This is a genomic window from Streptomyces sp. NPDC002577 (genome assembly GCF_053594815.1).
The window spans coordinates 164049-186711 of sequence record NZ_JBSFWK010000012.1; the positions used below are offsets into that span (position 1 = coordinate 164049).

Here is a 22663-nt window from a genome sequence, read left to right on the forward strand (position 1 = left end):
CCTTCGTCTCATTCGTCGTCATGAGGGCGCCGTTCGTCGACGATCCAGGTGATGCCGCCTGTCAGCGCGATGGCGATCATGCCCAGGGTGGTCAGCAGCTCCGAGTGGATCTGCCGGTAGCCACCGAACATCCCCTGGCAGACGAAATAGGCGAGCAGGCCCAGCACTGTCCAGGCGACCGCGGCAAGCAGACGCAGCACGAGACGGACTGGCGTGGGCAGAGACGACGTATGACCGGCGACATGGCAGGGGCTTCGGGTGGTCATGAGCGTGCTCCTGTGACAAGAGCCGGAGGTTCCTCGGTGTGGGGCCCGGCATCGAGCTTTCCGGGGAAGGCCCGGTGGGCGAACACGTTGTAGGCCAGCACCAGCGGCATGTTCAGTCCGATGCCGACGAGGATGAAGACCATGGTGGAGTGGGGGCTGACCGCGCTGTCGACCGTGAGGGCCGGCGGCACGAGCACCGGGTAACGGGCCACGCCCAGTGCCAGGAACACGGACACCGTCGCGACCACGAGCCCGCCGAGAGGCACGACGTCCGCCGCTGGGGACTGCTGCTTCCGGGGGAACGTGACGAGCGAGGTGGCGGCTCCTCCGGCGGCGAAGAGCAACAGCCCCACGAACGCGAAGGCCCGTGCCGGACTGTCGAGTTTCAATGGTGCGTCGGTGGCGTTGAGGGCGAAGAAGAGCACGACCAGCAGCCCTCCCGCGACCGCCGTGGCAACCACACCCCGTCGGGCCGCCGACTCACGCAGGCGTCCGGACGACTTGTGCTTGGTGTAGGCGTAGCCGAGAGCGGTGTACGCGGCCGTGACGGTGAGCCCCGAAAGCACGCAGAACCAGTCGAGGGCCCCGAAGGCCGACCCGGTGAAGACGTCACCCCGCAGACGCACCGCTGACGTCAGCGTGCCCAGGGCGAAGCCCTGCCCGAACGAGGCCAGCAGCGACGCCACGCCGAAGGCAGTGGTCCAGCGAGGGGCCGGCGGCGCCTGTGAGGCCATTTCGACGCTGACGCCGCGCACGATGAGGGAGAAGAGCACCACGGTCATCGGCAGGTAGGCGTGCGGCAGGATCGTGCCGAAGGCCAGGGGGAAACCTGCCCAGAGCGCGACGCCGAGCAGGATGAGCCAGGTCTCGTTGCCGTCCCAGCCCAGCGCGACCGATTCCAGCATGTGCCGCCGGTGTGCGGGGTCGCGCTCGAAGAGGGTGGCCACGCCGACGCCGAGGTCGTAGCCGTCCAGCACCACGTACATCAGGAGACAGGCGAGCACAGTGGCCGACCAGAGGGTGGTGGTCATCGGGTCGCCACCTCCCGTGAGCCGAGCGGTTCGGGAAGCTCCCGCGGTCCGGGGTCTTCGGCGCGCCGGCTCCCTCCGGTGTCCGGCAGGTCCTCCGGTGGAGGATCGTGTCGGGGGTCGTCGCGTTCCGGGCCGGTGCGCATGGTGCGGACGATGTAGGCGATGTACGCAACCAGCATGATCAGGTAGAGCACCGAGAAGCCGATCACCGAGAACAGGACTTCGCCGGGCGCCAGTCGGGACACCGCGTCGGACGTGCGCAGCTGCCCGAACACGATCCACGGTTGCCGTCCCGCCTCGGCGGTGACCCAGCCCCCGAGGATGGCCAGGATGCCCGCCGGCGTCGTCCAGAGGACGAACTTGTGGAACCGCCGGGCGGTCCAGAGGCGGTTGCGGATGCGCAGGACGGTGGCGGCGAACACCGTGCCGAACATCAGCACGGCCGCAAGGAACATGACGCGAAAGCCCCAGAAGGTAGCTGCCATGTCCGGCCGGTCGGCGGCCGGGGTGAGCTTCAGACCGGGCATCGCGGTGTGGCAGCTCAGGTCCTTGGCGATCGCGCTGCCGAGGCAGGGGATGTTCACCTCGGCGAGGTCACGCGCGGCCTGCTGGTCGGGGATGGCGAACAGGACGAACCCAGTGTTTCCGTCGTGCCAGTTGCCTTCGATCGCCTCCAACTTGGGGGTTTGGTACGACAGTTCGTGTCCGGCGACGCCGTCACCGAGGTAGAGCTGAGCCGGCATCAGCAGCGCGGCGACGCCGAGGGCGATCGACATCGAGCGGCGAGCGAAGCCCTTGGCTCGCCCCTTCACCAGGTACCAGGCCGAAATCCCCGCGACGAAGAAGCCGGCCGAGATGAGTACGGCTGCCACCATGTGCGGCCAGCGCCAGACGAAGGACGGGTTGAAGATCACGCGCACCCAGTCCGTGGGCTCGAACCGACCGTTTACGATCCTGTAGCCGGCCGGCGTCTGCATCCACGAGTTCGCCGCGATGATCCATGTGGAGGACAGGACGGTGCCCAGCGCCACCATGACGGTGGACAGGAACATGGTGCCCTTGCGGACCCGCCCCTCTCCGTAGATGAGGACGCCGATGAATCCTGCCTCGACGAAGAAGGCGGTCACCACCTCCATGCCGATGATCGGGCCGATGATGGGGCCGGTCCTGGCCCCGTACACGCCCCAGTTCAGTCCCATCTGGAAGGTGATGACGGCTCCGGCTACCACGCCGATCGCGAAGCCGACGGCGAAGATGCGCCGCCAGAACCGGAACATCTGCAGGTAGACCGGCCTGCCGGTACGCCAGTACATGCCGTAGACGACGGACAGGAAGATCGACAGTCCGACGGTGATCGCCGGGAAGGTCATGTGGAACATGACCGTGATGGCGAACTGCCATCGCGACAAGTCCAGAAGACTCATCACTGCTCCCTTTTCGAGGGTTCAGGCTTCGATGACCTGGGCGTCGGCTGCCGCGGCCCTGGTGAAGCGCGGCAGGGCGGCGACACTGACCGCGAGCAGGGCGACGATGCCCATCTGCACGTACTCGACGTCGGCGAAGGCATGGGCGATGTCGTGCGGTGCCAAGGCCAGGTAGAGAGTGCCGAGCGTGGCCACACCGAGGGCGAGACCGCTCTGCTGCAGAGTGATCAACACACCGCTGCCGATGCCGCCGAGATGGGTGGGGACGTCGGCGAGCACGCTGCGGAACAGGCCGGCGAACAGCATCGACTGTCCGGCTCCGACCAGGGCGAGCGGCACAGTCATCGCCCAGAGACTGACGTGCGGCCACTTCACGACCAGGACCGTCACCAGTGAGACAAGTCCGGTGAGTTGGACGACCGCGCCGGCGGACAGCGCGGCCCGGCCGAATCGGCTGATGAGGCGGGGCGCGACCATGGAACCGGCGAAGAACAGCAGCGCCATGGGCAGGATCGCCAGGCCGCCGTGCAGGGGGTCGGCGTGCAGGCCGTTCTGGACGGTGAGGGCGAAGACGAACATGAACGCGCCGAAGCCGATGCTGAAGGCGAACACCATCGCCAGGCCGCGGGACATCGACGGCAGACGCAGCACGGACGGCGGCAGCAGCGGGACCTCACCGCGCTTTTCGGCGCGCTTCTCCACGACGTACGTGGCGGCGCCGAGGAGGACCGCGACGGCGAGCAGCAGCCAGATCCACCACGGCCAGCCCAGAGAGTGGCCCTCGGTCAGCGGCACCAGCAGGGCGGTCAGGGTGGCGGCGAACAGCACGGTCCCGGGCAGGTCGATGCCGACCGGGTGGTGCGAGCGGGTGTCGGGCACGACCCGCGCCGCCACAATCAGCACCACCACGCCGATGGGCACGTTGACCAGGAAGATCGGCCGCCAGGAGGTGCCGGCGATGTCGGCGCTGACCAGCAGGCCTCCCACCAACTGCCCGACCACGGCGGCGATACCGGAGGTCGCCCCGTACAGGGCGACGGCGCGGGCCTTGCGTTCCCCTTCGAGAACGTGGTGGAAGGTGGCCAGCACCTGCGGGATGAGCAGGGCGGCGGTGGCGCCCTGGACGATGCGGGCCGCGATCAGCACGCTCACGGTCGGGGCGACACCGCAGGCCAGCGAAGCCAGTACGAAGCCCACGAGCGCGCCGAGGAAGATGCGGTGGCGGCCGTAGCGGTCACCCAGCCGGCCGCCGAGGACCAGCAGGGTCGCGTACGCGACGCCGTACCCGGCGATCACCAGCTCCAGCGATGACGCCGAGGCGTTCAGCGAGGCGTCGATGCTGGGCAAGGCCACGTTGGTGATGAAGAAGTCCATGATCGGCAGGAACGCGCCCGCCAGCAGGATGAACACCCCGACCGGGTGCAGCCCGCCCGCACGGGCCGTGGCATGAGGCGAGAGCGTGGTCGCCCCGGCGTGCCGGGAGGAAGTGGTTGTCGTCATGACAGCTCCAAGACTGATGTTATGACCTCATAACTATGAAGCCATAAGGAGTATGTCCCTATAACTACTTCCCGGCAACCCCCGTACCCTGGAGTGGTGATGGAGGACCAAGCGCACCCAACAGGCCCGGCGACCGCGCAGAACGACGAGCAGCGGTGGGCCGAACTGGCCGACCTCGTGCTGATCGTCAGCCGAGAGATCCAGTTCCGCGGCTACACCGACGAGCGGGCCATCCCCCTGTCACCGTCCGAGGGCATGGTGATGCGCTACCTGCAGCAGGACCACGCCGCCCCACCCAACCGCATCGCCACCGCGACCGGGCTGCAGCGCACCAACCTCTCCACCGTCCTGCGCGGCCTGGAGCAGAAGGGCCTCATCGAGCGACGCGCCGACCCGGGCGACGGCCGCGGGGTGACCGTCCACACGACCGAACGCGGACGCACCAACTACGCCCTCGTCCGCCGGGAATGGGCCACGGCCGTCTCAGCAGCCGCCGACCACGACGCCACACACCTCGACGCGGCCCTCAGCCTGCTCGCCGCAGTGGAAACCGGACTGGCCAGGACACGGCCACGGACCCGCGCAACTCGTCCTGCGCCGAAATCCTGACCTTCTGGCATCCGCGTCGCAACCGTGCCGGCATCCCGTTCCCTCACGCCCGGTCGGCGTGCCCGCCCGTGCGGGATTGAGTGCGACGCCGCCAAGGCACTTCAGGGTGTAGGGGCGTGCAGCAGCGGTAGTACACCCGCCCGTCGGTCCACACTGCCATTGGCGGCACACGGCCTCGGTCGCGTGGCCGTCCTTGCGGTCCCCGGAGTTGTCGATCACGATAACCCCGCCGTCGCGCGGGGCAGTCGCACCGTCATCTTCAGCCGTTCGGCTGGGCGGTCGTGGACCCGGACGGCCGGTACGGTGACCCGGTCCCGGACCCCGCGAAGCCCCTGGCAACATGGCGCTTCGAGCTCGAGAAGTCGACTAGCCAGGTCGCCCGGGCCGATCAAGACCGGCCCGGGCGAGCCTGCTTGCTCAGGCGCCTGGTCACGAGGGTAATGAGGGCCCAGGCGAGGTGAGCTTCGCTGCACGTGGTGCTCTTCCCGCTCGGCGAGGGCTGCGTCCGCTCGCCCGCGGCCAGCCCCCCTTCCCGGCTACCTGCTGGCCAGGTACGTCCCGGGCGGCTCCGTTCTCGCCTAGGCCACCCTCGCAGCCGCCGCCCTCGCCGTGGCGGCATCGCTCCTGACGCGCCCGCCCGCACCGTCGTCGCAGCGGCAAGCGGCTGGCCACCGGGCTGGTCCACGTTGACCATGTCCACCGCCCGGCGACTGGTGTGACCGGTGTGCAAACAACTAGGAGTTGCTACGAAACAGATAAGAGCCTGAATTGCTGCGGCATCGCCTGGCCCCTGTGCGAGGCGGCCCGTCGACAGCCCTCAACATGCGCTCCCGCTCCTGCCGCGACCTGTCGCCCAGCATCCGCACAAACTCAGTGAGATCGTCCATCGCCGGCGTCACCGCTCGCCGGCGAAGTCGACATCAGCCCGAGTGGCCTCCGGGGTGATCTGCGGCCCGTCAGGACGGCGCCAGGGATGTGCGATGGGTACGGACACAGCTCGCCACCACGGATCGGCAGGGAGGGTTCCCCCGGGCTCGAAGGGCTCGCCGGGACGGGGGAGCGCAACCGCCTGCCCGACCTCCTCAGCAGCGTCCTTCGTCCACTCCCCCGGCTCCGCCCAGGGGTGGAAGGCCAGATTGAAGGTGCCCCAGTGGATCGGCAGCAGCACACCGTGTGGCTTACTTCCTTGCAGGTCAAGGTGCGCTTGAACCCCCTGCGGCGGGGTCATGTGAATGTCCGGCCAGAACTCGCTGTAAGCCCCGATCTGGATCATCGTTGCGTCGAAGGGACCGTGCTCAGCACCGATGTCCTGGAAGCCGGGGAAGTACCCGGTGTCGCCGCTGTGGTAGATGCGGTGTTCGTCGCCTGCCACGGCCCATGACGCCCAGAGCGTGTGCTGCTGGTTGCGCAGGCCGCGGCCGCAGAAGTGGCGCGCGGGGGTGGCGGTCAGGGAGAGGCCGGACACCTCGGTGGACTCGTTCCAGTCGAGCTCGCGGAGCCGGTCTGCCCCTATGCCCCAGCGCTCCAGGTGGGCGCCGACTCCGAGCGGCACGGCGAACACGGTGTCGGTGCCGGCCAGCTCCTTGATCGAGGGCAGGTCGAGGTGGTCGTAGTGGTCGTGCGAGATGACGATCACGTCGACCGGCCCCAGCTCGGCCAGGGGCACGGGCACGGGGTGCAGCCGCTTGGGGCCCGCGAAGTCGAACGGGGAGCACCGCGTGCCCCAGACCGGGTCGAACAGCACGCGGCGGCCGTCGATCTCGGCGAGCACGCTCGAATGCCCCATCCAGGTGAGCCGCAAGCCGCTCGCCGGGGGTTTGGCCAGGTCGGCGAGGGTCGTGGCGTGCACCGGCACCGGTCCGGCGGGGGCGCGCCTGGCGCGCTCCTCCTTGCGGAAGTACGCCTTAGCGAGCTCGAACGTGGAGCCGGAGGAGGGGCGGGTCCGGGCGCCCACCGGGTTCTGGAACGAACCGTTGGCGAAGTTCGGCGATCTGTGGATCCGCGCCAGCCGCTCACCCTCCGGCTCCGCGCCGAATGCGACGGGCCGCAGCGAGCGCAGCCCCGAGCTCAGAGAACGAGAACCGGTCACGGCACCTCCAGTGGTCGTAGGTCATCCATTATGTGGGGCCCCTCTGACAGACCCGGGTCGGCGAGGTGACGGCGCGATGTCCGCGGCCGTCCACTCTCCTCCGGGGCCTCCAGGGATCTCCGGGGCTCCGGGTGACGCGCGTCCTCCGGCGCCCCCGTAAGGACGCAGCAATCGGCTCCCGGGATGCCTCTTCCTCGACGGGCGAGGTACTCGGGCTGTGGCACTCGGAAAAGTCAGGCCGCATGTCACATCCGCGGCGCCCCGGTCCGTCGTACCGGTGACAGCACACCGTATGCATCAGGACGGAATGTGGCCCCATGGCCCGCATCACGCTCGACCCGCCCCGAACCCTGCTCTTCCGCATCGTTCAGTGGTAGTCGAAGCGCACATACGGCAAGGTCCTGGACCCTGCGAAGGCGCTCGCCCACCATCCGCGCGTACTGTGGGGCGACCTCCGCTTCAAGCAGTCCGTGGCGAAGTGCAACAAGCTCAACCCGGATCTCAAGGCGCTCGCGGAGATGGCCGCGGCCGCGTCGATCGGCTGCTCGTGGTGCATGGACTTCGGGTGGAAGTTGCTTCTTGATTAATTAATCATGCTGGGTCATTTCGGGGTAACTTTCCGGGATGGATCAAGGGATGGTGTCGGCGACGCGGGCTGCCCGGATTCTGGGTGTCGACGCGGACGCTGCGCAGGTACACGGCTTCTGGTGTGCTGGCTGACCGGAGGTCGCCGGGCGGGAAGCGCATCTTCTCCGTGGTGGAGTTGGAGGCCCTGCGTGCGGAAGCCGGAAGGGTGCCGGACGTTCAGGGTGTCGTGCTGTACGGGCGGGTGTCGTCTCAGCGGCAGCGTGCCGAGGGTGACCTTGACCGGCAGATGGCCCGGTTGCGCAAGGCGGTCGGGGGCGGCCGGTGGTCGGGAAATTCTTCGATGTCGCTTCGAGGCTGTCGGACCAGCGGCGAGGGCTGCGGAGGGCGTTGACGCTGTGCCAGCGGCCGGAGGTGTCGGTGCTGCCGGTGGAGGATGAGGAGCGCCCTGGCCCGGTTCGGGGCCGGGGTCTACGGGATGTGGTGCTGCCTGCGTTCGGGGTGACGTTGGAGGTGGCCGGGGTGGATGAGGATCTGGACGCTTCGCAGGAGTCGGAGCTGGTCAAGGACATGCTCGCGGTGGTCACCTCGTTCTCGAGCCGGTTGTACGGACAGCGTTCGGCGACAGCACGGGCGCTCACACGGTTCATCAAGTCCACTGTTTGTCAACCGGATTTGCAGGACCTGACTTGGTCAACGATAGGGTGATTGTGTCGAGTTGAGAGGGGGGCAGCGAGTGGCACGGAAGAAGCGTGGTAAGCGGCTGCGCGTCCTTGCCGACCCTTTCACCGTCGCTGCACCCTCGGGTGCCCGGATACGTGACCGGCTGCACGTTACTGACGTTGATGCTGAGGTGCTGAGGCTGGTTGGCCGGCACCTCGGTCACCATCAGCGGGCCGACCTCGCTCGTCGTGTCGAGATCGGCAAGGTGCGGGTCAAGGACAATCAGCGCATCGAGCGCAAGCGTGAGCTGACGAAGGTGTCGTCCTCGCGGATGGCGGGGGCGATGACGCGTGCCTCAGAGGACCAGTACCAGCTCAGCTTGCGGTGCTTGTACGACGAGGCATCCAGTCTGCGTCGAGCGATCCGCACGATCATCAAGCGCCTCACGGTGGAGTGCGGCGGGAAGAAGGGCAAGGTTCGCGGCTACAAGGACCAGGCGGAGCGGTTCCACAAGCAGCGCCGGTTGCAGGTCCTCACAGCCCGCCTCGCAGTCGTCGAGCAGCGTATCCAGGACGGTCGACCGTCGATTGTGGTCGGCGGCCGACGGCTGGCGAAGGTGCGGCACAGCCTCACCGACGCGGGCCTGACAGAGGCCGAGTGGCGCGAGCGGTGGGATGCCGAGCGGCTGTTCCTCACCGCCGACGGGGAGTCCGGGGCGCCGTTTGGGAACTACACCTTCAGCGTCGACCCAAGCGACGACCAAATGACGATCCTACTGCCCGAGCCGCTGCGTCACCTCGCGAACCAGCCTCGGGGCCGGTACCGCCTCGCCTGCACTGTCGGCTTCTCCCACCGCCGTGAGGAGTGGCTGGACCGTGTGACCGTGAACCGGTCCGTACGCTACGACATCATCTTCGAGCCGGGCCGGGGCCGCTGGTACCTGGATGCGTCCTGGTCGGCAGACAAGGCCGTGCTGCCGACGCCGGAGGAGATTAGGGCCTTTGGTGAGCGCACCATCGGTATCGACCTGAACGCCCATCACCTGGCCGCCTGGGTGCTCGACCCGCACGGCAACCCGATCGGCGACCCCATCACCGTGCCCCTGGAGATGTCCGGCCCCGCCTCGACACGGGACGGAAGGCTCCGCACCGCGATCACCGAACTGATCCGCATCGCCAAGGAGCACAACTGCGCCGGGATCGTGGTGGAGAACCTGGGCTTCGACGACGCCCGCTCGATGGGCCGCGAGACGATGGGCCGAGGCCAGCGCGGCAAGCGGTTCCGCCGTACCGTGGCTGGTATCCCCACCGCACGATTCCGAGAGCGACTGCGCGGCATGGCATTCCACGCCGGACTCGTCGTCATCGCAGTCGATCCGGCCTATACAAGCATCTGGGGCGAGCGGTACTGGAAGGCCCCGCTCCAGCAGCACAAGAAGACCACGGTCACACGCCACCACTCGGCGGCTGTGGCTATCGGCAGGCGTGGCCTGGGACACGGGATTCGGCGTCGGCCAGGTGTGACCCCCGCTCACCAGAGGATGAACGCGGGGAGAGCTACCGGCCAGACCATATCCATTCCCAGGCCACGCGGGACCACGAGCCCACCCAGGACAGTGAGCGCGCCCAACCGGGGCGGTAAGACTCGCCTGTGCCCAAGTGGACAACAGCTCGTGCTGTTCCCCGACCCCGAAGACCGTTCGTGGGGTCACCGAATCACCGATTCGGTTTGCGCTGATTCGGCCAACACTGGCCAATCACGCTAGGAACGGTACTGGAAGGAGCATGGCGAGCAAGCTGCGCGACGTCCCGGTCTGGCGCGACAGCGAGGCGTACACACCGCTGGAGCGCGACGTCCTCGCGTACGCGGAGGCGATGACGGCGACTCCGCCTGCCGTCGAGGACGACCTGGCCGACCCGCTGCGCGGGCGTCTCGGCGACGCGGCCTTCGTCGAGCTGACGGCGATGGTCGCGGTGGAGAACCTGCGTTCGCGCATGAATTCGGCGCTGGGGCTGACCAGCCAGGGATTCAAGGACTCGTGCGATCTCCGGGACGGGCCGGCGACACGGGGTGCGGTAGCGGCGTCGGGTGCCTGATCAGTCGCGGTGCCTGGCCGGTCGGGGTCCTTCAGCGCCGGGTGTGCCGGCGCTGAAGGCACGCTTTGACAGGGATCTGGACACATCTCGATACTGACCAGCGATTCAGTAATGATGCAGAGATCGCGTCGGTACGCAGATTCGTACGCAGGTCGGAACGCAGACCGAGACCCGAGAGCCCTGGAGACCCATGCCCGGCACACCCGCCGAACCCCCCGCCTCGCCACCCGTCGCGGAGCGCACCGCCATGAAACCCCCGCTGATGTCGCTGACCTGGACCGATCACGTCACCGGCCGCCGGGGGTTCCTCGTCGTGGACCGGCTGGTGCGCGGTGTCTCCAGCGGCGGGCTGCGCATGCGCGCGGGCTGCACGCTCGACGAGGTCACCGGTCTCGCGCGCGGAATGACGATGAAGGAGGCCCTGCACTACAACCCCGCGGGCCGCTACATCCCCCTGGGCGGTGCCAAGGGCGGCATCGACTGCGATCCACAGGACCCGGAGGCGTATGGCGTCCTGGTGCGCTACCTGCGCGCCATGCGCCCGTACATCGAGGACTCCTGGACCACCGGGGAGGATCTCGGCCTCACCCAGGACCTGGTCGACCGGGCCGCCGCGGAGGCGGGCCTCGTCTCCTCCATCCAGGCCGTCTACCCGCTGCTCGACGACGAGACGGCGGCCCGGCAGCGGCTCGCCGACGCGTTCGCGGTCGAGGTGGACGGCATCGGGCTCGACGAGCTCGTCGGAGGGTGCGGGGTCGCGGAGTCGGTGCTGGCCGCGCTGGACCGGGCGGGTGTTCCGCATGCGGGCACCCGCGTCAGCGTGCAGGGCCTGGGCACCATGGGCGGCGCGACGGCTCGCTTCCTCGCTCGCGCGGGACTCACGGTCGTCGCCGTCGCCGACGTCAAGGGCACGATCGCCAACCCGGCCGGGCTCGACGTCGAGGCGCTGCTCGCGGCCAGGGACGCGTACGGCACGGTGGATCGCGCCGCCCTGCGCGACGACGACCGGGAACTGCCGGGCGACGCCTGGCTGTCCGTCGACGCGGACGTCCTCGTACCCGCGGCGGTGTCGTATGCGATCGATGCCGGGAACCAGCGGCGGATCACGGCCCGCTGGGTCGTCGAGGCGGCGAACATGCCGGTGGTGCCGGAGGCGGAGACGCTGCTGACTGCGCGCGGGATCACCGTCCTGCCGGACGTCGTCGTCAACTCCGGTACGAACGCCTGGTGGTGGTGGACGCTGTTCGGCGACATCGGCGCGGACGCGGACGAGGCCTTCGCCCACACCCGCCGTTCCATGCGTGCCCTGGTCGATCAGATGCTCACGCGCGCGGAGGCCGACGGTTCGACGCCGCGGGCGGCCGCGCACGCCATCGTGTCGGACCGACTGCCGGTGATCGCGGAACAGTTCGGTTGGTACAGGTGACCGTTCCGGTTTGGGCATGCGGAGTGGCCAGGGTGTGCAGATGACACGGGTGCGGATGGGTGTGGCCGAGCGCCGCGAAGAGCTGTTGCGGGCCGCCGTCGAGCAGATCGAGGCGCGCGGCGTCGCGGCCGTGCGCATCGCTGATGTGGCCTCCGCGCTCGGGGTCAGCAACGCCCTGGTGCTCTATCACTTCTCGACCAAGGAACAGCTGGTCGCCGCCGCGTTCGCGCACGCCGCCGAGGGCGATCTCGCGCATCTGCGCAAGCTGCTCGGCAGGCGCACGACGGCGGTACGGCGCCTGCGTGCCGCCGTCCGCTGGTATGCGCCGACCGGGCAGGCCAAGGGTTGGCGGCTATGGATCGAGGGCTGGGCGGCGGCCCTGCGCGATCCGGCGCTGCGCGAGGTCACCCGCGGTCTCGACCAGCAGTGGAAGGCGGCGCTCGCCGAGGTGATCGCGGAGGGCGCGGCGGCCGGTGAGTTCCGCTGCCCGGATCCCAGCGCCGCGGCGCTGCGCCTGACCGCGCTGCTGGACGGCCTCGCGGTCCAGATGACGACCTACGACGGCGCCCTGTACCGTGCACGCATGTCCGAGTGGGTCGACGAGGCACTCGCCCGTGAACTGGGCCTCAAGCCGGACGCGCTGACGGCCCGGTGAACCGGCGGGCCGGGGGCCCGGTCCCGGACGGAGCCCCAGAGGCCCCCCGAAGCCCCCAGAGGCCCTACAGAGGCAGCAGATCCGGCCTCTTCGCCTCCACGTGGTCGCCGGAGGACTCCCCCCGCAGCCGCCGTCCGATCCACGGCACGAGGTACTCGCGGGCCCAGTGGATCGTGTCGCGGCGGACCTCCAGGGAGCCGCGCGGCGGTTCCGGGGGCCACGGCTGGTCCGGGTCGGCGGGCACCTCGAGTCCGAGCACCTGTGCGGCGCGCAGGGCGACGCGCGTGTGGCCCTCGGGCGACAGGTGCAGCCGGTCGGGGTCCCATGCCCTGCGGTCCTGGATGGTCTTGAGGGACCACAGGTCGAGGACAGGGCAGTTGTACCGGTCGGCGATGGACCGCAGGTGCAGGTTGTACGTGGCGATCTTGCCGCGCAGGTGCTTCAGCACGGGCACGCCGCGGGTGTCGAAGCCCGTGGCGATCAGGACGGTGCCCGCGGCCGATGTGAGGTCGGCGACGGCACGCTCGAAGCGCTCCGCGACGTCGTCGGGGTCGTTGCCGGGCCGGATGATGTCGTTGCCGCCGGCGCAGAACGTCACCAGGTCGGGCGCGAGTTCCCTGGCCCGCGGTATCTGGTCCGCGACGATCTGGTCGAGGAGTTTGCCGCGTACGGCCAGGTTGGCGTAGCGGAAGGTGTGCTCAGGGACCCGGTCGTCGAGGAGGACGGCCAGCCGGTCGGCCCAGCCGACGAAGCCTCCGCCAGGCCCGGGGTCTCCGACACCTTCGGTGAAGCTGTCGCCGACCGCCGCGTAGGACCTGATCACGTCACTGGTAAGGGTTCTCGACTCTGCCACGTCGCCATATCTTTCACCTCCCTAAGTGACCTACGCCACCGTAGGAAGGGGTTGACGGCTGGTGAGAAATGCCACTCGTCAAGATTGGTCCAAGCCGGGAATAGGGGGAGGCCGTTGCACGGCTCGCAGGCAGGACGACCTCGCAGGACGACGTGGGCCCGGTGGGGCCGCACCGCCTCAGGGTGCGGCCCCACCGGGCCTGGTGGAACCGAAACCGCGTCAGATCGAGACGCCGTGCTGGCGCAGGTAGGCCAGCGGGTCGACGTCGGAGCCGTAGTCGGGCGTGGTGCGGATCTCGAAGTGCAGGTGCGGGCCGGTCACATTGCCGGTGGCGCCGGAGAGGCCGATCTGCTGGCCCGCCGTCACGGTCTGGCCGGCCGAGACGGAGAAGGCGGACAGGTGGGCGTACTGCGCGTACATGCCGTCGTTGAGCTTGATGACGACCTGGTTGCCGTACGCGCCGCCCCAGCCCGCGGAGACGACGGTGCCGGCGCCGACGGCCTTGACGCTCGTGCCGGTCGAGGCGACGAAGTCCACACCGGTGTGGTAGCCGCTGGACCACATGCTGCCCGCCTGGTGGTAGGGGGTGCCGATGGTCGTACCGGGGATCGGCGCGGTGAAGGCGGAGGTGGTCGCGGCCGCGGTGGTCGCGGCCGCCGTGTTCGTGGCCGTGGTGGCCGCCTTGGCGGCAGCGGACGCCGAGTCGCCGGAGGCCGTCCCGGCGATGACGAGCTTGATGCCCGCGCGGAGCTTCGCAGGATCGGCGCCGATGACCGTGCGGTTGTCCTGGTACAGCTTCTTCCAGCCGCCCGCGACCTTCTGCTCCTTGGCGATGCTGGTGAGGCAGTCGCCCTGCTTCACCGTGTACGTCTTCGTCGCGGCCGACTGGGCGGCGGTGACGGCCTTTCCGGAAACGGACTGGACGGCGGCGGACTGCGCGGGGGCGGCGAACGCACCGGTGGCGCCGACGAGCGGCAGCACGAGTACGGCACTGCCGGTGCCGAAGGCGGCTATGGAGCGGGTGAAGCGCAGGGACTTGGCACTGCGGTGCTTACCGGTCGCGGGCATGGCGAATTCCTCTCCGGCGCCTGCGAGGTGAGCTGTCGGGTTCGGACTGGAGATGTCCGGCCGCGTTGTGGCGCGACTTCACCCCGAGCCGGTCCGGAGACCCGGAACCGGCGTACTGCCTGTGGGGTCCCCCGCTCCTGCCATGCACGTGTGTGAGTGGGGATTCCGGGCAATGGCAGGATTCGGCGTCCGCCCGGATCGACCGCGACCGTAAGCGAGCCGGAATGGCCGAAACAAGCGAGGAGTTGACGGTGGGACGCCGGTTCTTGATCCTTCTCCGCGGATTCCGGTCACCCTCCGTGGATTAACGATCTCCACATTCCGGCCAACACCCAGAAATCTCCGAGGAAGTCATGAAAGGGAGATCGCCACCCACCGTCACCAATATGATCCTGCTCACGGCATGACAGTCATGCCGCCTTATTTCAGGGTAAGTTGCTCTTAATCGCTAATAATTCACAAATCGGTCAGATGCGACGAAGACGGAAAAATGCCGCATCGAGGTCGCCGTGCAGCCCGGTGCGCAGCCCGTGGTGCAGCAGCACCGCGCCTCGGTGCACTGTGCCGGTCTCGAGGCATTCGTACGACGCGGCGGGGTCCAGCCCGCGCAGCCTGACCGCCGGCGGCGCCTCGCCGTAGCGCTGGGCCTGCAGCCACGCCAGTACGACGCTCTCGTCCCCGCGGACGTACTGCACGGCGCTCAGGCCGCCCTCCGGCGGCCGCAGCCGGTAGAGGTCGCCGCGCTGCACGACGGGCCGGATCTCCTTGTAGAGATCCACCCACCGGCGGGCCTCGGCGAGCTCCTCGTCGCTCCACTCGGTGAGGTCGCCGCCGACCCCGAGCACCCCGGCCATCGAACTGACGAAGCGGAAGCGCAGCGAGCTCACCCGGTCGTTGAGCTGCACGTTCGGGCTGTCGGTGACCCAGGCGGCCATGACCCGTGCCGGGTGCACCTGGCTGAAGCCGTGCTGGATGGCCAGCCGGTCCAGCGGGTCGGTGTTGTCCGAGGTCCACACCTGGTCGGTGCGCGCCATGATGCCGAGGTCGATCCGGCCTCCGCCGCCCGAGCAGGACTCGAAGGCCACCCCCGGGTGGGCGGCGCGGAGCCGGTCCAGCAGTTCGTACAGCGCGTGCACATGATCGTTCCAGAGCCTCTGCGGGTACCGCTCGCCCGGCCATCCGGCATCCGTGAAGCAGCGGTTGAAGTCCCACTTCACGTAGTCGATGGGGGCGCTGCCGAGCAGGGTGTCCAGCTGCTCCCACAGGTACTGCTGGACGTCCTCGCGCGCGAGGTTGAGGACCAGCTGGTTGCGGAACTCCGTCCGCGTACGGCCGGGGAAGTGCTGCACCCAGTCGGGGTGGGCGCGGTACAGATCGCTGTCCGGGTTGACCATCTCCGGCTCGACCCAGATGCCGAACTGCATACCCAGCGCGTGCACGTCGTCGGCGAGCGGCTTCAGCCCGTGCGGGAAGCGGTCCGGGTTGGGCGTCCAGTCGCCGAGCCCGGCCCGGTCGCTGGTCCGTGTGCCGAACCAGCCGTCGTCGACGACGAACAGTTCGACGCCCATGTCGGCGGCGCGCTGGGCGAGCGCCCGCTGCTGGTCCTCGGAGATGCCGAAGTTGGTGGCCTCCCAGGAGTTGTAGAGCACGGGCCTGTCCTGGTCGGCGTCTGGAATGACGTATTCGCGCTGATATGCGTGCCATGCACGGCTCGCCCCGCCGAATCCTCCGTCGCTCCAGAGCCCCGCGAAGACGGGCGTGACGAGCGTCTCACCGGGCTCGAGGAGCGCCTGCCCCGAGTCGTCGTACCCCGTCCCACCGGTGATCTGCACGATGCCGTCCGGCAGCTGCTGCACGGCGATCCGCCAGGAGCCCGACCATGCGAGGGCGCAGCCGTAGACCTCGCCGGACTCCTCGGTCGCCGCGCCGTCCGCGTCGAGCGCCACCCACGGCAGGTGCTGGTGCCCGGTGTGACCGCGCCGGCTGCCGATGACCTTCTCGCCGTAGGTCAGCTCGGACCGTACGAGCTGGGACTCGGCCGCCCACCGGCCGTGCAGCTGTGACAGCCGCCAGCGGTCGCGCACCGGCAGCGTCCAGGTCGCGGAGTCGGCGCGCAGCACCTCCAGGGCCGGGGCGTCGGCCGGGCCCTGGTGGATCAGGATGGCGTCACGCTCGACGACGTCCCCGCGCATGCGGTAGCGGAGGGTCAGCTGGAGGTGGTGCACCTCGTCGAAGAAGTGCAGCTGCAGCTCGTCGTCGTCAGCGGCCGCGTTCCGGTACCGCCACTCCGTGCCGCGCACCTCGTCGGTACGCACGGACAGCGCGGGGCGCGCGAAGCGGGGGCCGCCCTCGACCGGGTACTCCTCATGTCCGTCGAGCGGGGACTCGAAGGGCCGGTACGGGGCGGGAGGTTCGGCGGCGAGCGCCTCGGCGTCGGCGAGGGTGATCCGCGGCCCCCAGTGCAGGTGCAGCAGCTCGTCGCGGTCCGTCAGTCGCAGTGCATAGCTGCTGCCGGGCCCGGAGAGAAGCCACGTCCGGCCGTCTCCACCGATCTCGATCATCACAAGCCCCCACACATTCGCTCAAGCACACTCAGGTGCCAACATCATCGTGGGTGGACCGTACTCTCGGCAATGACCTCATACCGGGCAGGCCGGGCGTTGATGCCGCCGGGCAAGACACCACATACAGCTGTATGTGAGGGCCGAACGGTGTCACGGAAGGCCCGAAAATCACGGCGACAGCAGATGATTGGCCCTGCCACCCGTGTCGTATGGTCGACAGAGCGCCCTCCGGCAAGCAGCGCCGGTGGCGGACTGGGAGGAGCCCACGTGACGCAGCAGGTCCCGTCGACAGAACCTGAACTCGCCGGTGTGCGCAACTTCCGTGACGTCGGGGGTCTGCCGACGGTGGACGGCCGCCGGACCCGGTGGGGGCAGCTGTTCCGGAGCGGGCACCTGGCGCACGCGACCGATTCGGACGCGGCGTTCCTCGCCTCGCTGGGGCTGCACACGATCTTCGACTTCCGCAACGCCGCGGACCAGCGGCTCGAGGGCCGCGACGTGGAGCTGCCCGGCGTACGCAACGTGAACATCCCGCTGAACGACCCGGCCGACGGAGCCGAGTTCTGGAGGATGGTCCGGGACGGCAGCGTGGACCAACTGCGCACCATCCTCGCCGACAGCAAGGGCGCGGACCGGATGATCGCCTCCTACCGCACCCTCATCACGCGGCGCACCGCCGAGCACAGCCGTGTACTGCACGCCCTGGCGGACGACAGCGTGCCCGCGCTGATGCACTGCGCCGCGGGCAAGGACCGTGCGGGCCTGTCGATCGCGATCACACTGCTCGCGGTCGGCGTCGAGCGCGACGCCATCGAGACGGACTACCTCCAGTCGAACGCCGCGCACCGCCGCTACAAGGTGCGCCGGACCGACACCTCCCCCGACGGCATGTCGCCTGAGATCCTGGAGCTGCTGAGCCCGCTCTTCGACGCCCGCGCGGAGTACCTCCACGCGGCATTCGACACGATCGAGGAGACCTGGGGCAGCGCCGAGACCTACTTCACCGAGGGCCTGCGGCTGACCCCGGACGTACGCGAGAGGCTCCGCGCGCGACTGCTCGACTAGCGAGCCGGTGGGCTCGGACGGCGCTGCTACTGGCTCTTCGCACCGAGCTCGAAGAGCAGGAATATGAACGCCGCCAGCAGATGCCCCACAGCGATGTAGACGATGAGTCGCACCCACAGAGCGCGCGGGAACCGATCCTCGATCGAGCGGCGGGACGCGACCGACTCGGACGCCGCCGGTCGGGGCGTCGTCGGTTCCGGCATCGTCGGTTCGGTCATCGCGGGTCTCCCATGGTCCGGTGGCCGGCCGCCGGGCCGAGGCACAGCGCGGCGGCGGGGCTCTGCAGCAAGGTGTGTACGAAGAGCAGTTCGGCCCCTTCGCGGCCGTCGGCCGTGAGCCGGTGCGGGGTCAGCGAGTCGAAGTGCGCGCTGTCACCGGGGCCGAGGGTGTGCGAGGCATCCCCGAGCCGCAGCCTCAGCCGCCCCTCGAGCACGTAGAGCCACTCCTCGCCGGGGTGCACGCGCACGATGTCGCCCTGCGTCCCGGGCGCCACGTGGACCCGCAGGGCCTGCATGGCGCGTCCTGATGAGCCCGCCTGCCGGTAGGTCCAGCCGCCCGCCTCGGTGGGCTCCGTGTCCGCGCCGCGGAGTACGGCGTCGCGGTCGGCCACCGTCTCGCCGAGCAGTTCGGAGACCGTCGTACTGTAGACACGCGCGAGTGCGAGCAGCATCGGCAGCGACGGCTGGCGGCGCCCGGTCTCGAGGCGTGAGAGGTGGGCGGGCGAGAGCCCTGCCGCGCGGGCGGCGGCCTCCAGGGTCAGCGAGGCACGTCGCCGCAGCTCGCGCAGGTGGGGCGCGACGGCGGGCAGGTCATCGTCCAGCGCCGGCCGCTGCGGCTCGGAAGGGCTCATGCCCTCGATTCAGCCAGACGTCATGCCTCTCGGGCAAATTCCTTGCCCGAGAGGCAAAAACTTCCAGCGGGACCTGCTATCGGTTGGCCACCGCCTGCTTCACCAGCGTCTTCCCGAAGTCCCACATGAGCCCGCTCCCGCTGTGCGCGTCGTCCATGACGGCGGTGAAGGCATCCACGAACCGGTCGACGTCCCGCTCTCCCACGACGAGCGGCGGGATCAGCTTGATCACTTCGAGGTGGTCGCCGGAGACCTGGGTGAGGATGCGGTGCCTCTGCAGCAGCGGCACCACCACCATCTGCGCGAAGAGCCCCTTCCGGGCGGCCTGCAGCATCGTCCAGCGGCTGCGCAGCTTCAGGGACCGGGGCCTGCCGAACTCGATGCCGATCATGAGCCCGCGGCCCCGCACGTCGCCCAGCAGCTCGTAGCGGTCGACGAGCGCCGCCAGGCGGCTCTTCAGCAGCTCACCGGTCGCGCGGGCGTTCGCGACGATCTGCTCGTCCTCCATGACGGAGAGCACCGCGAGCCCGGCCGCCATGGCCTGTGCGTTGGAGCCGAAGCTCGCCGAGTGGACCAGCACGCGGTCGATCGACGAGTAGACCTTCTTGAAGATCCAGTCCGTGCCGATCGTGGCGCCGACCGGGACATAGCCTCCCGAGAGCGCCTTCGCCACGCACACCAGGTCCGGTTCGACGCCTTCCTCGTGCTGGTACGCGTAGAAGTCGCCGGTGCGACCGAGGCCGGTCTGCACCTCGTCGGCGATGAGCAGCGCCTTGTGCCGGTGCAGCAGGTCCTGGGCGGCCCGCAGATAGCCGGGCGGCGCCTCGTGCACGCCCTTGCCCTGGATCGGCTCGACGATCAGCGCGGCGACATCGCCCTTCTTCAGCTCCTTCGCCAGTACGTCGAGGTCGCCGAGCGGGACGGCCGTGTCGGGCAGCAGCGGGGCGAATCCGTCCCGGAAACCCGACTCCCCGTTCACGGACAGCGAGCCGGTGGTCAGCCCGTGGAAGGCGTGCTCGCAGTACAGGACGCGCGGCTTCCCCGTCGCGTAGCGGGCGAACTTCAGCGCCGTCTCGACGGCCTCCGTGCCGCTGTTGCCGAAGAACACCCGGTCCAGGTGCGGGCTGTGGGCGAGCAGCTTCTCGGCGAGCAGTCCCGGCAGCGGCTGGCAGTCGAAGCGGGTCAGATCGGCGAGCGAGGCGTCGAGCACGTCGTGCAGCGCCTTGCGTACGACGGGGTGGTGCCGGCCGAGGCCCATGACGCCGAACCCCGCGAGCATGTCCAGGTAGCCGTTGCCTTCCTCGTCCCAGAAGTACGCGCCCTCGGCCCGTTCGTAGACCTTGTCGAAGCCGATGGTGTGCAGCATGCGCGGCAACTGGTGGTTGAGGTATCTGGAATGCAGCTCGTAGCGCTCGGCACCGCGCTCCGCGAGGAGCCTGCCCAGGTCGAACTCCGTGCGCCCGCCCGGCTGCGCGCCGTCACGGCGAGCCTTGCGCGTCCCCTGTGCCAAGGGGCCCGGCTGCTCCAAAGAGTTCTGCTGTTCCAAGGGGCTCTGCGCGCCTTCCTCGAACTCCTTGGGTTCGGAGGTGGTCATTCCGGTTTCTCCTTGGCTGCCAGGGCGGCACCGATCCGTCCGGCGATCTCGACGGGCGTGAGCCCGATGTCGGCCAGTACCTCACCGCGCTTGGCGTGCGCCAGGAACTGCTCCGGGATGCCGAACCGCCGCACGGGCACGTCGACTTCGGCATCCCCGAGCGCCAGCGCGACCGCCGCACCGACGCCGGCCGCCCGGCTGTTGTCCTCGACGACCGCAACCAGGTCGTGCGCGGCTGCCAGCAGCGGCAGTGCAGGGTCGACGGGCTTGACCCAGCGCGGGTCGACGACGGTGCACCGGATGCCCCGCGCCTCGAGCAGCTCGGCGGCCTGCAGGCACACCGGCGCCATCACGCCGACGGCGACGAACAGCACCTGCGCGTCGTCCATGGGGCCCCGCGCCGACGCCGTCCGGTGCAACACGTCGAGGCCGCCCATCCGGTCCACCGCCGGAATCGCGGGTCCCACCGACTCCTTGGGGAAGCGGATCAGCGTCGGTGCGTCGTCGACGGCGACCGCCTCGCGCAGCTGCGCCCGCAACTGGTCGGCGTCCCGCGGCGCGGCGATCCTGAGCCCCGGCACGACCTGCAGGATCGACATGTCCCACATCCCGTTGTGCGACGCCCCGTCGACGCCGGTCACACCCGCCCGGTCCAGAACGAACGTCACGCCGCACCTGTGCAGGGCGACATCCATCAGCAGCTGGTCGAAGGCACGGTTGAGGAAGGTGGCGTAGACGGCCACCACGGGATGCACCCCGCCCGTCGCAAGGCCGGCGGCGGACACCGCGGCGTGCTGCTCGGCGATGCCGACGTCCCACACCCGGTCGGGGAACCGCTCGGCGAACTTGGTCAGACCCACCGGATGCAGCATGGCGGCCGTGATCGCCACGACGTCGTCACGCTCGGCTCCGATACGGGCGATCTCGTCGCCGAACACCTCTGTCCAGGAAGGCCCGTTGGAGGGTGTGAGCGGTTCGCAGGTCAGCGGGTCCATGACGCCGACGGTGTGGAAGCGGTCGGCCTCGTCCGCGAGCGCCGGCTCGTAGCCGCGCCCCTTCTCGGTGAGGCAGTGCACGAGCACCGGCCCGTGGAAGCGCTTCGCACGGCGCAACGCCGACTCGACGGCCCGGGTGTCGTGCCCGTCGATCGGCCCCAGGTACTTCAGCCCCAGGTCCTCGAACATCCCCTGCGGGGCGAAGGCGTCCTTGAAGCCCTTCTTGGCGCCGTGCAGCGACTCGTACAGCGGCTGCCCGATGACGGGGGTGCGCTGCAGCACGTCCTTGCCCCAGGCCAGCACCTTCTCGTAGCCGTCGGTCGTGCGCAGCGTCGCCAGGTGGTTGGCGAGGCCTCCTATCGTCGGTGCGTAGGAGCGCTCGTTGTCGTTGACGACGATGATGAGCGGCCGGTCCTTGGCGGCGGCGATGTTGTTGAGCGCCTCCCACGCCATGCCGCCGGTGAGCGCGCCGTCCCCGATGACGGCGACGACATGGCCCTGCTCCCCCAGCACCTGGCGTGCCTTGGCAAGGCCGTCCGCCCAGCCGAGGGCGGTGGAGGCATGGCTGTTCTCGATGACGTCGTGCTCGGACTCCTCACGCGACGGATAGCCGGACAGGCCTCCCTTTCCGCGCAGCTTCGAGAAATCCTGACGCCCTGTCACCAACTTGTGTACGTAACTCTGGTGGCCGGTGTCCCACAGGATGCGGTCGACGGGGGACTCGAAGACCCTGTGCAGGGCGATGGTGAGCTCCACCACCCCGAGGTTGGGCCCGAGGTGACCGCCGGTCCGGGCGACCGCATGCACCAGGAACTCGCGGATCTCCTCGGCCAGTACGTCGAGTTCGTCCTCGGACAGCGCCTTCAGATCACGCGGCCCCCGGATCCCTTCCAGAATCGTCACTCTCAGGCCTCCCCTTTCTTTTGGAGCTCGGTTCGCCTCCGGGGCGGCAAAGCCTGTGTCGAGAAGGCGACCGTGCTCAGCCCTCCTTCGTCGGACCTCCGCGCGCTCGTCGTCTCGACACAGGCGCGCCCCTTCGGCTCACTCACTGGCACGTTGCTCAGCTCACGGCGACACCGGACGCTTCCGGCGTGGTGACCGTCGGGGCGCCGGATGCGACACCGTCCTTCTCCATCTGCTCGGCGAGCTTCATGGCCTCCTCGATGAGGGTCTCCACGATCTTCGACTCGGGCACCGTCTTGATGACCTCGCCCTTCACGAAGATCTGCCCCTTGCCGTTGCCGGAGGCGACACCCAGGTCCGCCTCGCGGGCCTCGCCGGGGCCGTTGACGACGCAGCCCATGACGGCCACCCGCAGGGGAACCTCCAT

The 22663-nt window shown here is 69.4% G+C and carries 20 protein-coding genes, 1 pseudogene and 1 riboswitch; of the genes and pseudogenes, 7 read left to right on the forward strand and 14 right to left on the reverse strand.

The features are described from left to right. Window positions 1–8 precede the first annotated feature (8 nt). From ACWD4J_RS18965 to ACWD4J_RS18980, 4 genes are read right to left on the reverse strand one after another with little or no spacing between them, the layout of a single operon-like run. Window positions 9–266: a hypothetical protein gene (locus ACWD4J_RS18965; protein ID WP_451396516.1), complete on the reverse strand. Its 258-nt coding sequence runs from the start codon at window positions 264–266 to the stop codon at window positions 9–11. After that, the gene (locus tag ACWD4J_RS18970) at window positions 263–1297 is read right to left on the reverse strand and encodes a cytochrome d ubiquinol oxidase subunit II (protein WP_451396517.1); all 1035 of its coding nucleotides are present in this window, start codon (window positions 1295–1297) and stop codon (window positions 263–265) included. The genes ACWD4J_RS18965 and ACWD4J_RS18970 overlap by 4 nt, the downstream gene beginning before the upstream one ends. After that, entirely contained in the window at window positions 1294–2721 is a 1428-nt protein-coding gene (locus ACWD4J_RS18975; protein ID WP_451396518.1) for a cytochrome ubiquinol oxidase subunit I, read from the reverse strand. The genes ACWD4J_RS18970 and ACWD4J_RS18975 overlap by 4 nt, the downstream gene beginning before the upstream one ends. A 21-nt stretch (window positions 2722–2742) precedes the next feature. Beyond that, on the reverse strand, window positions 2743–4221 hold the full coding sequence (locus ACWD4J_RS18980; protein ID WP_451396519.1) for an MFS transporter: 1479 nt from the start codon (window positions 4219–4221) through the stop codon (window positions 2743–2745). 99 nt (window positions 4222–4320) lie between these two features. On the opposite strand from ACWD4J_RS18980, the gene ACWD4J_RS18985 reads away from it, so the two are divergent. Continuing rightward, on the forward strand, window positions 4321–4830 hold the full coding sequence (locus ACWD4J_RS18985; RefSeq protein WP_451396542.1) for a MarR family winged helix-turn-helix transcriptional regulator: 510 nt from the start codon (window positions 4321–4323) through the stop codon (window positions 4828–4830). 100 nt (window positions 4831–4930) lie between these two features. On the opposite strand, the pseudogene ACWD4J_RS18990 reads toward ACWD4J_RS18985, so the two are convergent. Then, window positions 4931–5088 (reverse strand): annotated as a pseudogene (locus ACWD4J_RS18990) (IS701 family transposase); the annotation flags it as partial. Window positions 5089–5725: 637 nt separating this feature from the next. After that, the gene (locus ACWD4J_RS18995; RefSeq protein ID WP_451396520.1) at window positions 5726–6919 is read right to left on the reverse strand and encodes an MBL fold metallo-hydrolase; all 1194 of its coding nucleotides are present in this window, start codon (window positions 6917–6919) and stop codon (window positions 5726–5728) included. 975 nt (window positions 6920–7894) lie between these two features. Between ACWD4J_RS18995 and ACWD4J_RS19000 the strand changes: the two genes are divergently transcribed. The 5 genes from ACWD4J_RS19000 (at window position 7895) to ACWD4J_RS19020 (ending at window position 12344) form a co-directional block, all read left to right on the forward strand. After that, the gene (locus ACWD4J_RS19000; RefSeq protein WP_451396521.1) at window positions 7895–8212 is read left to right on the forward strand and encodes a hypothetical protein; all 318 of its coding nucleotides are present in this window, start codon (window positions 7895–7897) and stop codon (window positions 8210–8212) included. 28 nt (window positions 8213–8240) lie between these two features. After that, window positions 8241–9932, forward strand: coding sequence for a hypothetical protein (locus tag ACWD4J_RS19005; RefSeq protein ID WP_451396522.1), 1692 nt, complete (start codon window positions 8241–8243; stop codon window positions 9930–9932). 19 nt (window positions 9933–9951) lie between these two features. Beyond that, the gene (locus ACWD4J_RS19010) at window positions 9952–10263 is read left to right on the forward strand and encodes a carboxymuconolactone decarboxylase family protein (RefSeq protein ID WP_451396523.1); all 312 of its coding nucleotides are present in this window, start codon (window positions 9952–9954) and stop codon (window positions 10261–10263) included. A gap of 247 nt (window positions 10264–10510) precedes the next feature. Further along, a complete protein-coding gene (locus ACWD4J_RS19015; RefSeq protein WP_451396543.1) occupies window positions 10511–11689 on the forward strand; it encodes a Glu/Leu/Phe/Val dehydrogenase dimerization domain-containing protein in 1179 nt (392 codons plus the stop codon). Between the two features lie 40 nt (window positions 11690–11729). Beyond that, window positions 11730–12344 carry a TetR/AcrR family transcriptional regulator gene (locus ACWD4J_RS19020; RefSeq protein WP_451396524.1) on the forward strand — a complete coding sequence of 205 codons (615 nt, stop codon included), beginning with the start codon at window positions 11730–11732 and terminating at the stop codon, window positions 12342–12344. 64 nt (window positions 12345–12408) lie between these two features. Here the strand turns inward: ACWD4J_RS19020 and ACWD4J_RS19025 are convergent, their stop codons facing one another. The 3 genes from ACWD4J_RS19025 to ACWD4J_RS19035 form a co-directional block, all read right to left on the reverse strand. Next, window positions 12409–13197 carry an SGNH/GDSL hydrolase family protein gene (locus ACWD4J_RS19025; RefSeq protein ID WP_451396525.1) on the reverse strand — a complete coding sequence of 263 codons (789 nt, stop codon included), beginning with the start codon at window positions 13195–13197 and terminating at the stop codon, window positions 12409–12411. A 219-nt stretch (window positions 13198–13416) separates the two neighbouring features. Further along, window positions 13417–14265, reverse strand: a complete 849-nt coding sequence (locus ACWD4J_RS19030; RefSeq protein WP_451396526.1) for a M23 family metallopeptidase — start codon at window positions 14263–14265, stop codon at window positions 13417–13419. Between the two features lie 4 nt (window positions 14266–14269). Beyond that, window positions 14270–14447, reverse strand: a riboswitch (cyclic di-AMP (ydaO/yuaA leader). Between the two features lie 285 nt (window positions 14448–14732). After that, window positions 14733–16826, reverse strand: coding sequence for an alpha-galactosidase (locus ACWD4J_RS19035; protein WP_451396527.1), 2094 nt, complete (start codon window positions 16824–16826; stop codon window positions 14733–14735). Window positions 16827–17096: 270 nt separating this feature from the next. Between ACWD4J_RS19035 and ACWD4J_RS19040 the strand changes: the two genes are divergently transcribed. Next, window positions 17097–17894: a tyrosine-protein phosphatase gene (locus tag ACWD4J_RS19040; protein WP_451396528.1), complete on the forward strand. Its 798-nt coding sequence runs from the start codon at window positions 17097–17099 to the stop codon at window positions 17892–17894. Between the two features lie 26 nt (window positions 17895–17920). Here ACWD4J_RS19040 and ACWD4J_RS19045 read toward each other — a convergent pair whose 3' ends face one another. The 5 genes from ACWD4J_RS19045 to ACWD4J_RS19065 form a co-directional block, all read right to left on the reverse strand. After that, window positions 17921–18112, reverse strand: a complete 192-nt coding sequence (locus tag ACWD4J_RS19045) for a DUF6126 family protein (RefSeq protein ID WP_451396529.1) — start codon at window positions 18110–18112, stop codon at window positions 17921–17923. Continuing rightward, entirely contained in the window at window positions 18109–18744 is a 636-nt protein-coding gene (locus ACWD4J_RS19050; protein ID WP_451396530.1) for a helix-turn-helix domain-containing protein, read from the reverse strand. Before ACWD4J_RS19050 ends, ACWD4J_RS19045 begins: the two co-directional genes overlap by 4 nt. A 76-nt stretch (window positions 18745–18820) precedes the next feature. Then, a complete protein-coding gene (locus ACWD4J_RS19055; RefSeq protein ID WP_451396531.1) occupies window positions 18821–20338 on the reverse strand; it encodes an aspartate aminotransferase family protein in 1518 nt (505 codons plus the stop codon). Then, window positions 20335–22236 carry a 1-deoxy-D-xylulose-5-phosphate synthase gene (gene dxs / locus ACWD4J_RS19060; RefSeq protein ID WP_451396532.1) on the reverse strand — a complete coding sequence of 634 codons (1902 nt, stop codon included), beginning with the start codon at window positions 22234–22236 and terminating at the stop codon, window positions 20335–20337. Before dxs ends, ACWD4J_RS19055 begins: the two co-directional genes overlap by 4 nt. 157 nt (window positions 22237–22393) lie before the next feature. Then, on the reverse strand, window positions 22394–22663 hold a 270-nt coding region (locus ACWD4J_RS19065), incomplete at its 5' end, for a flavodoxin-dependent (E)-4-hydroxy-3-methylbut-2-enyl-diphosphate synthase (RefSeq protein ID WP_451396533.1).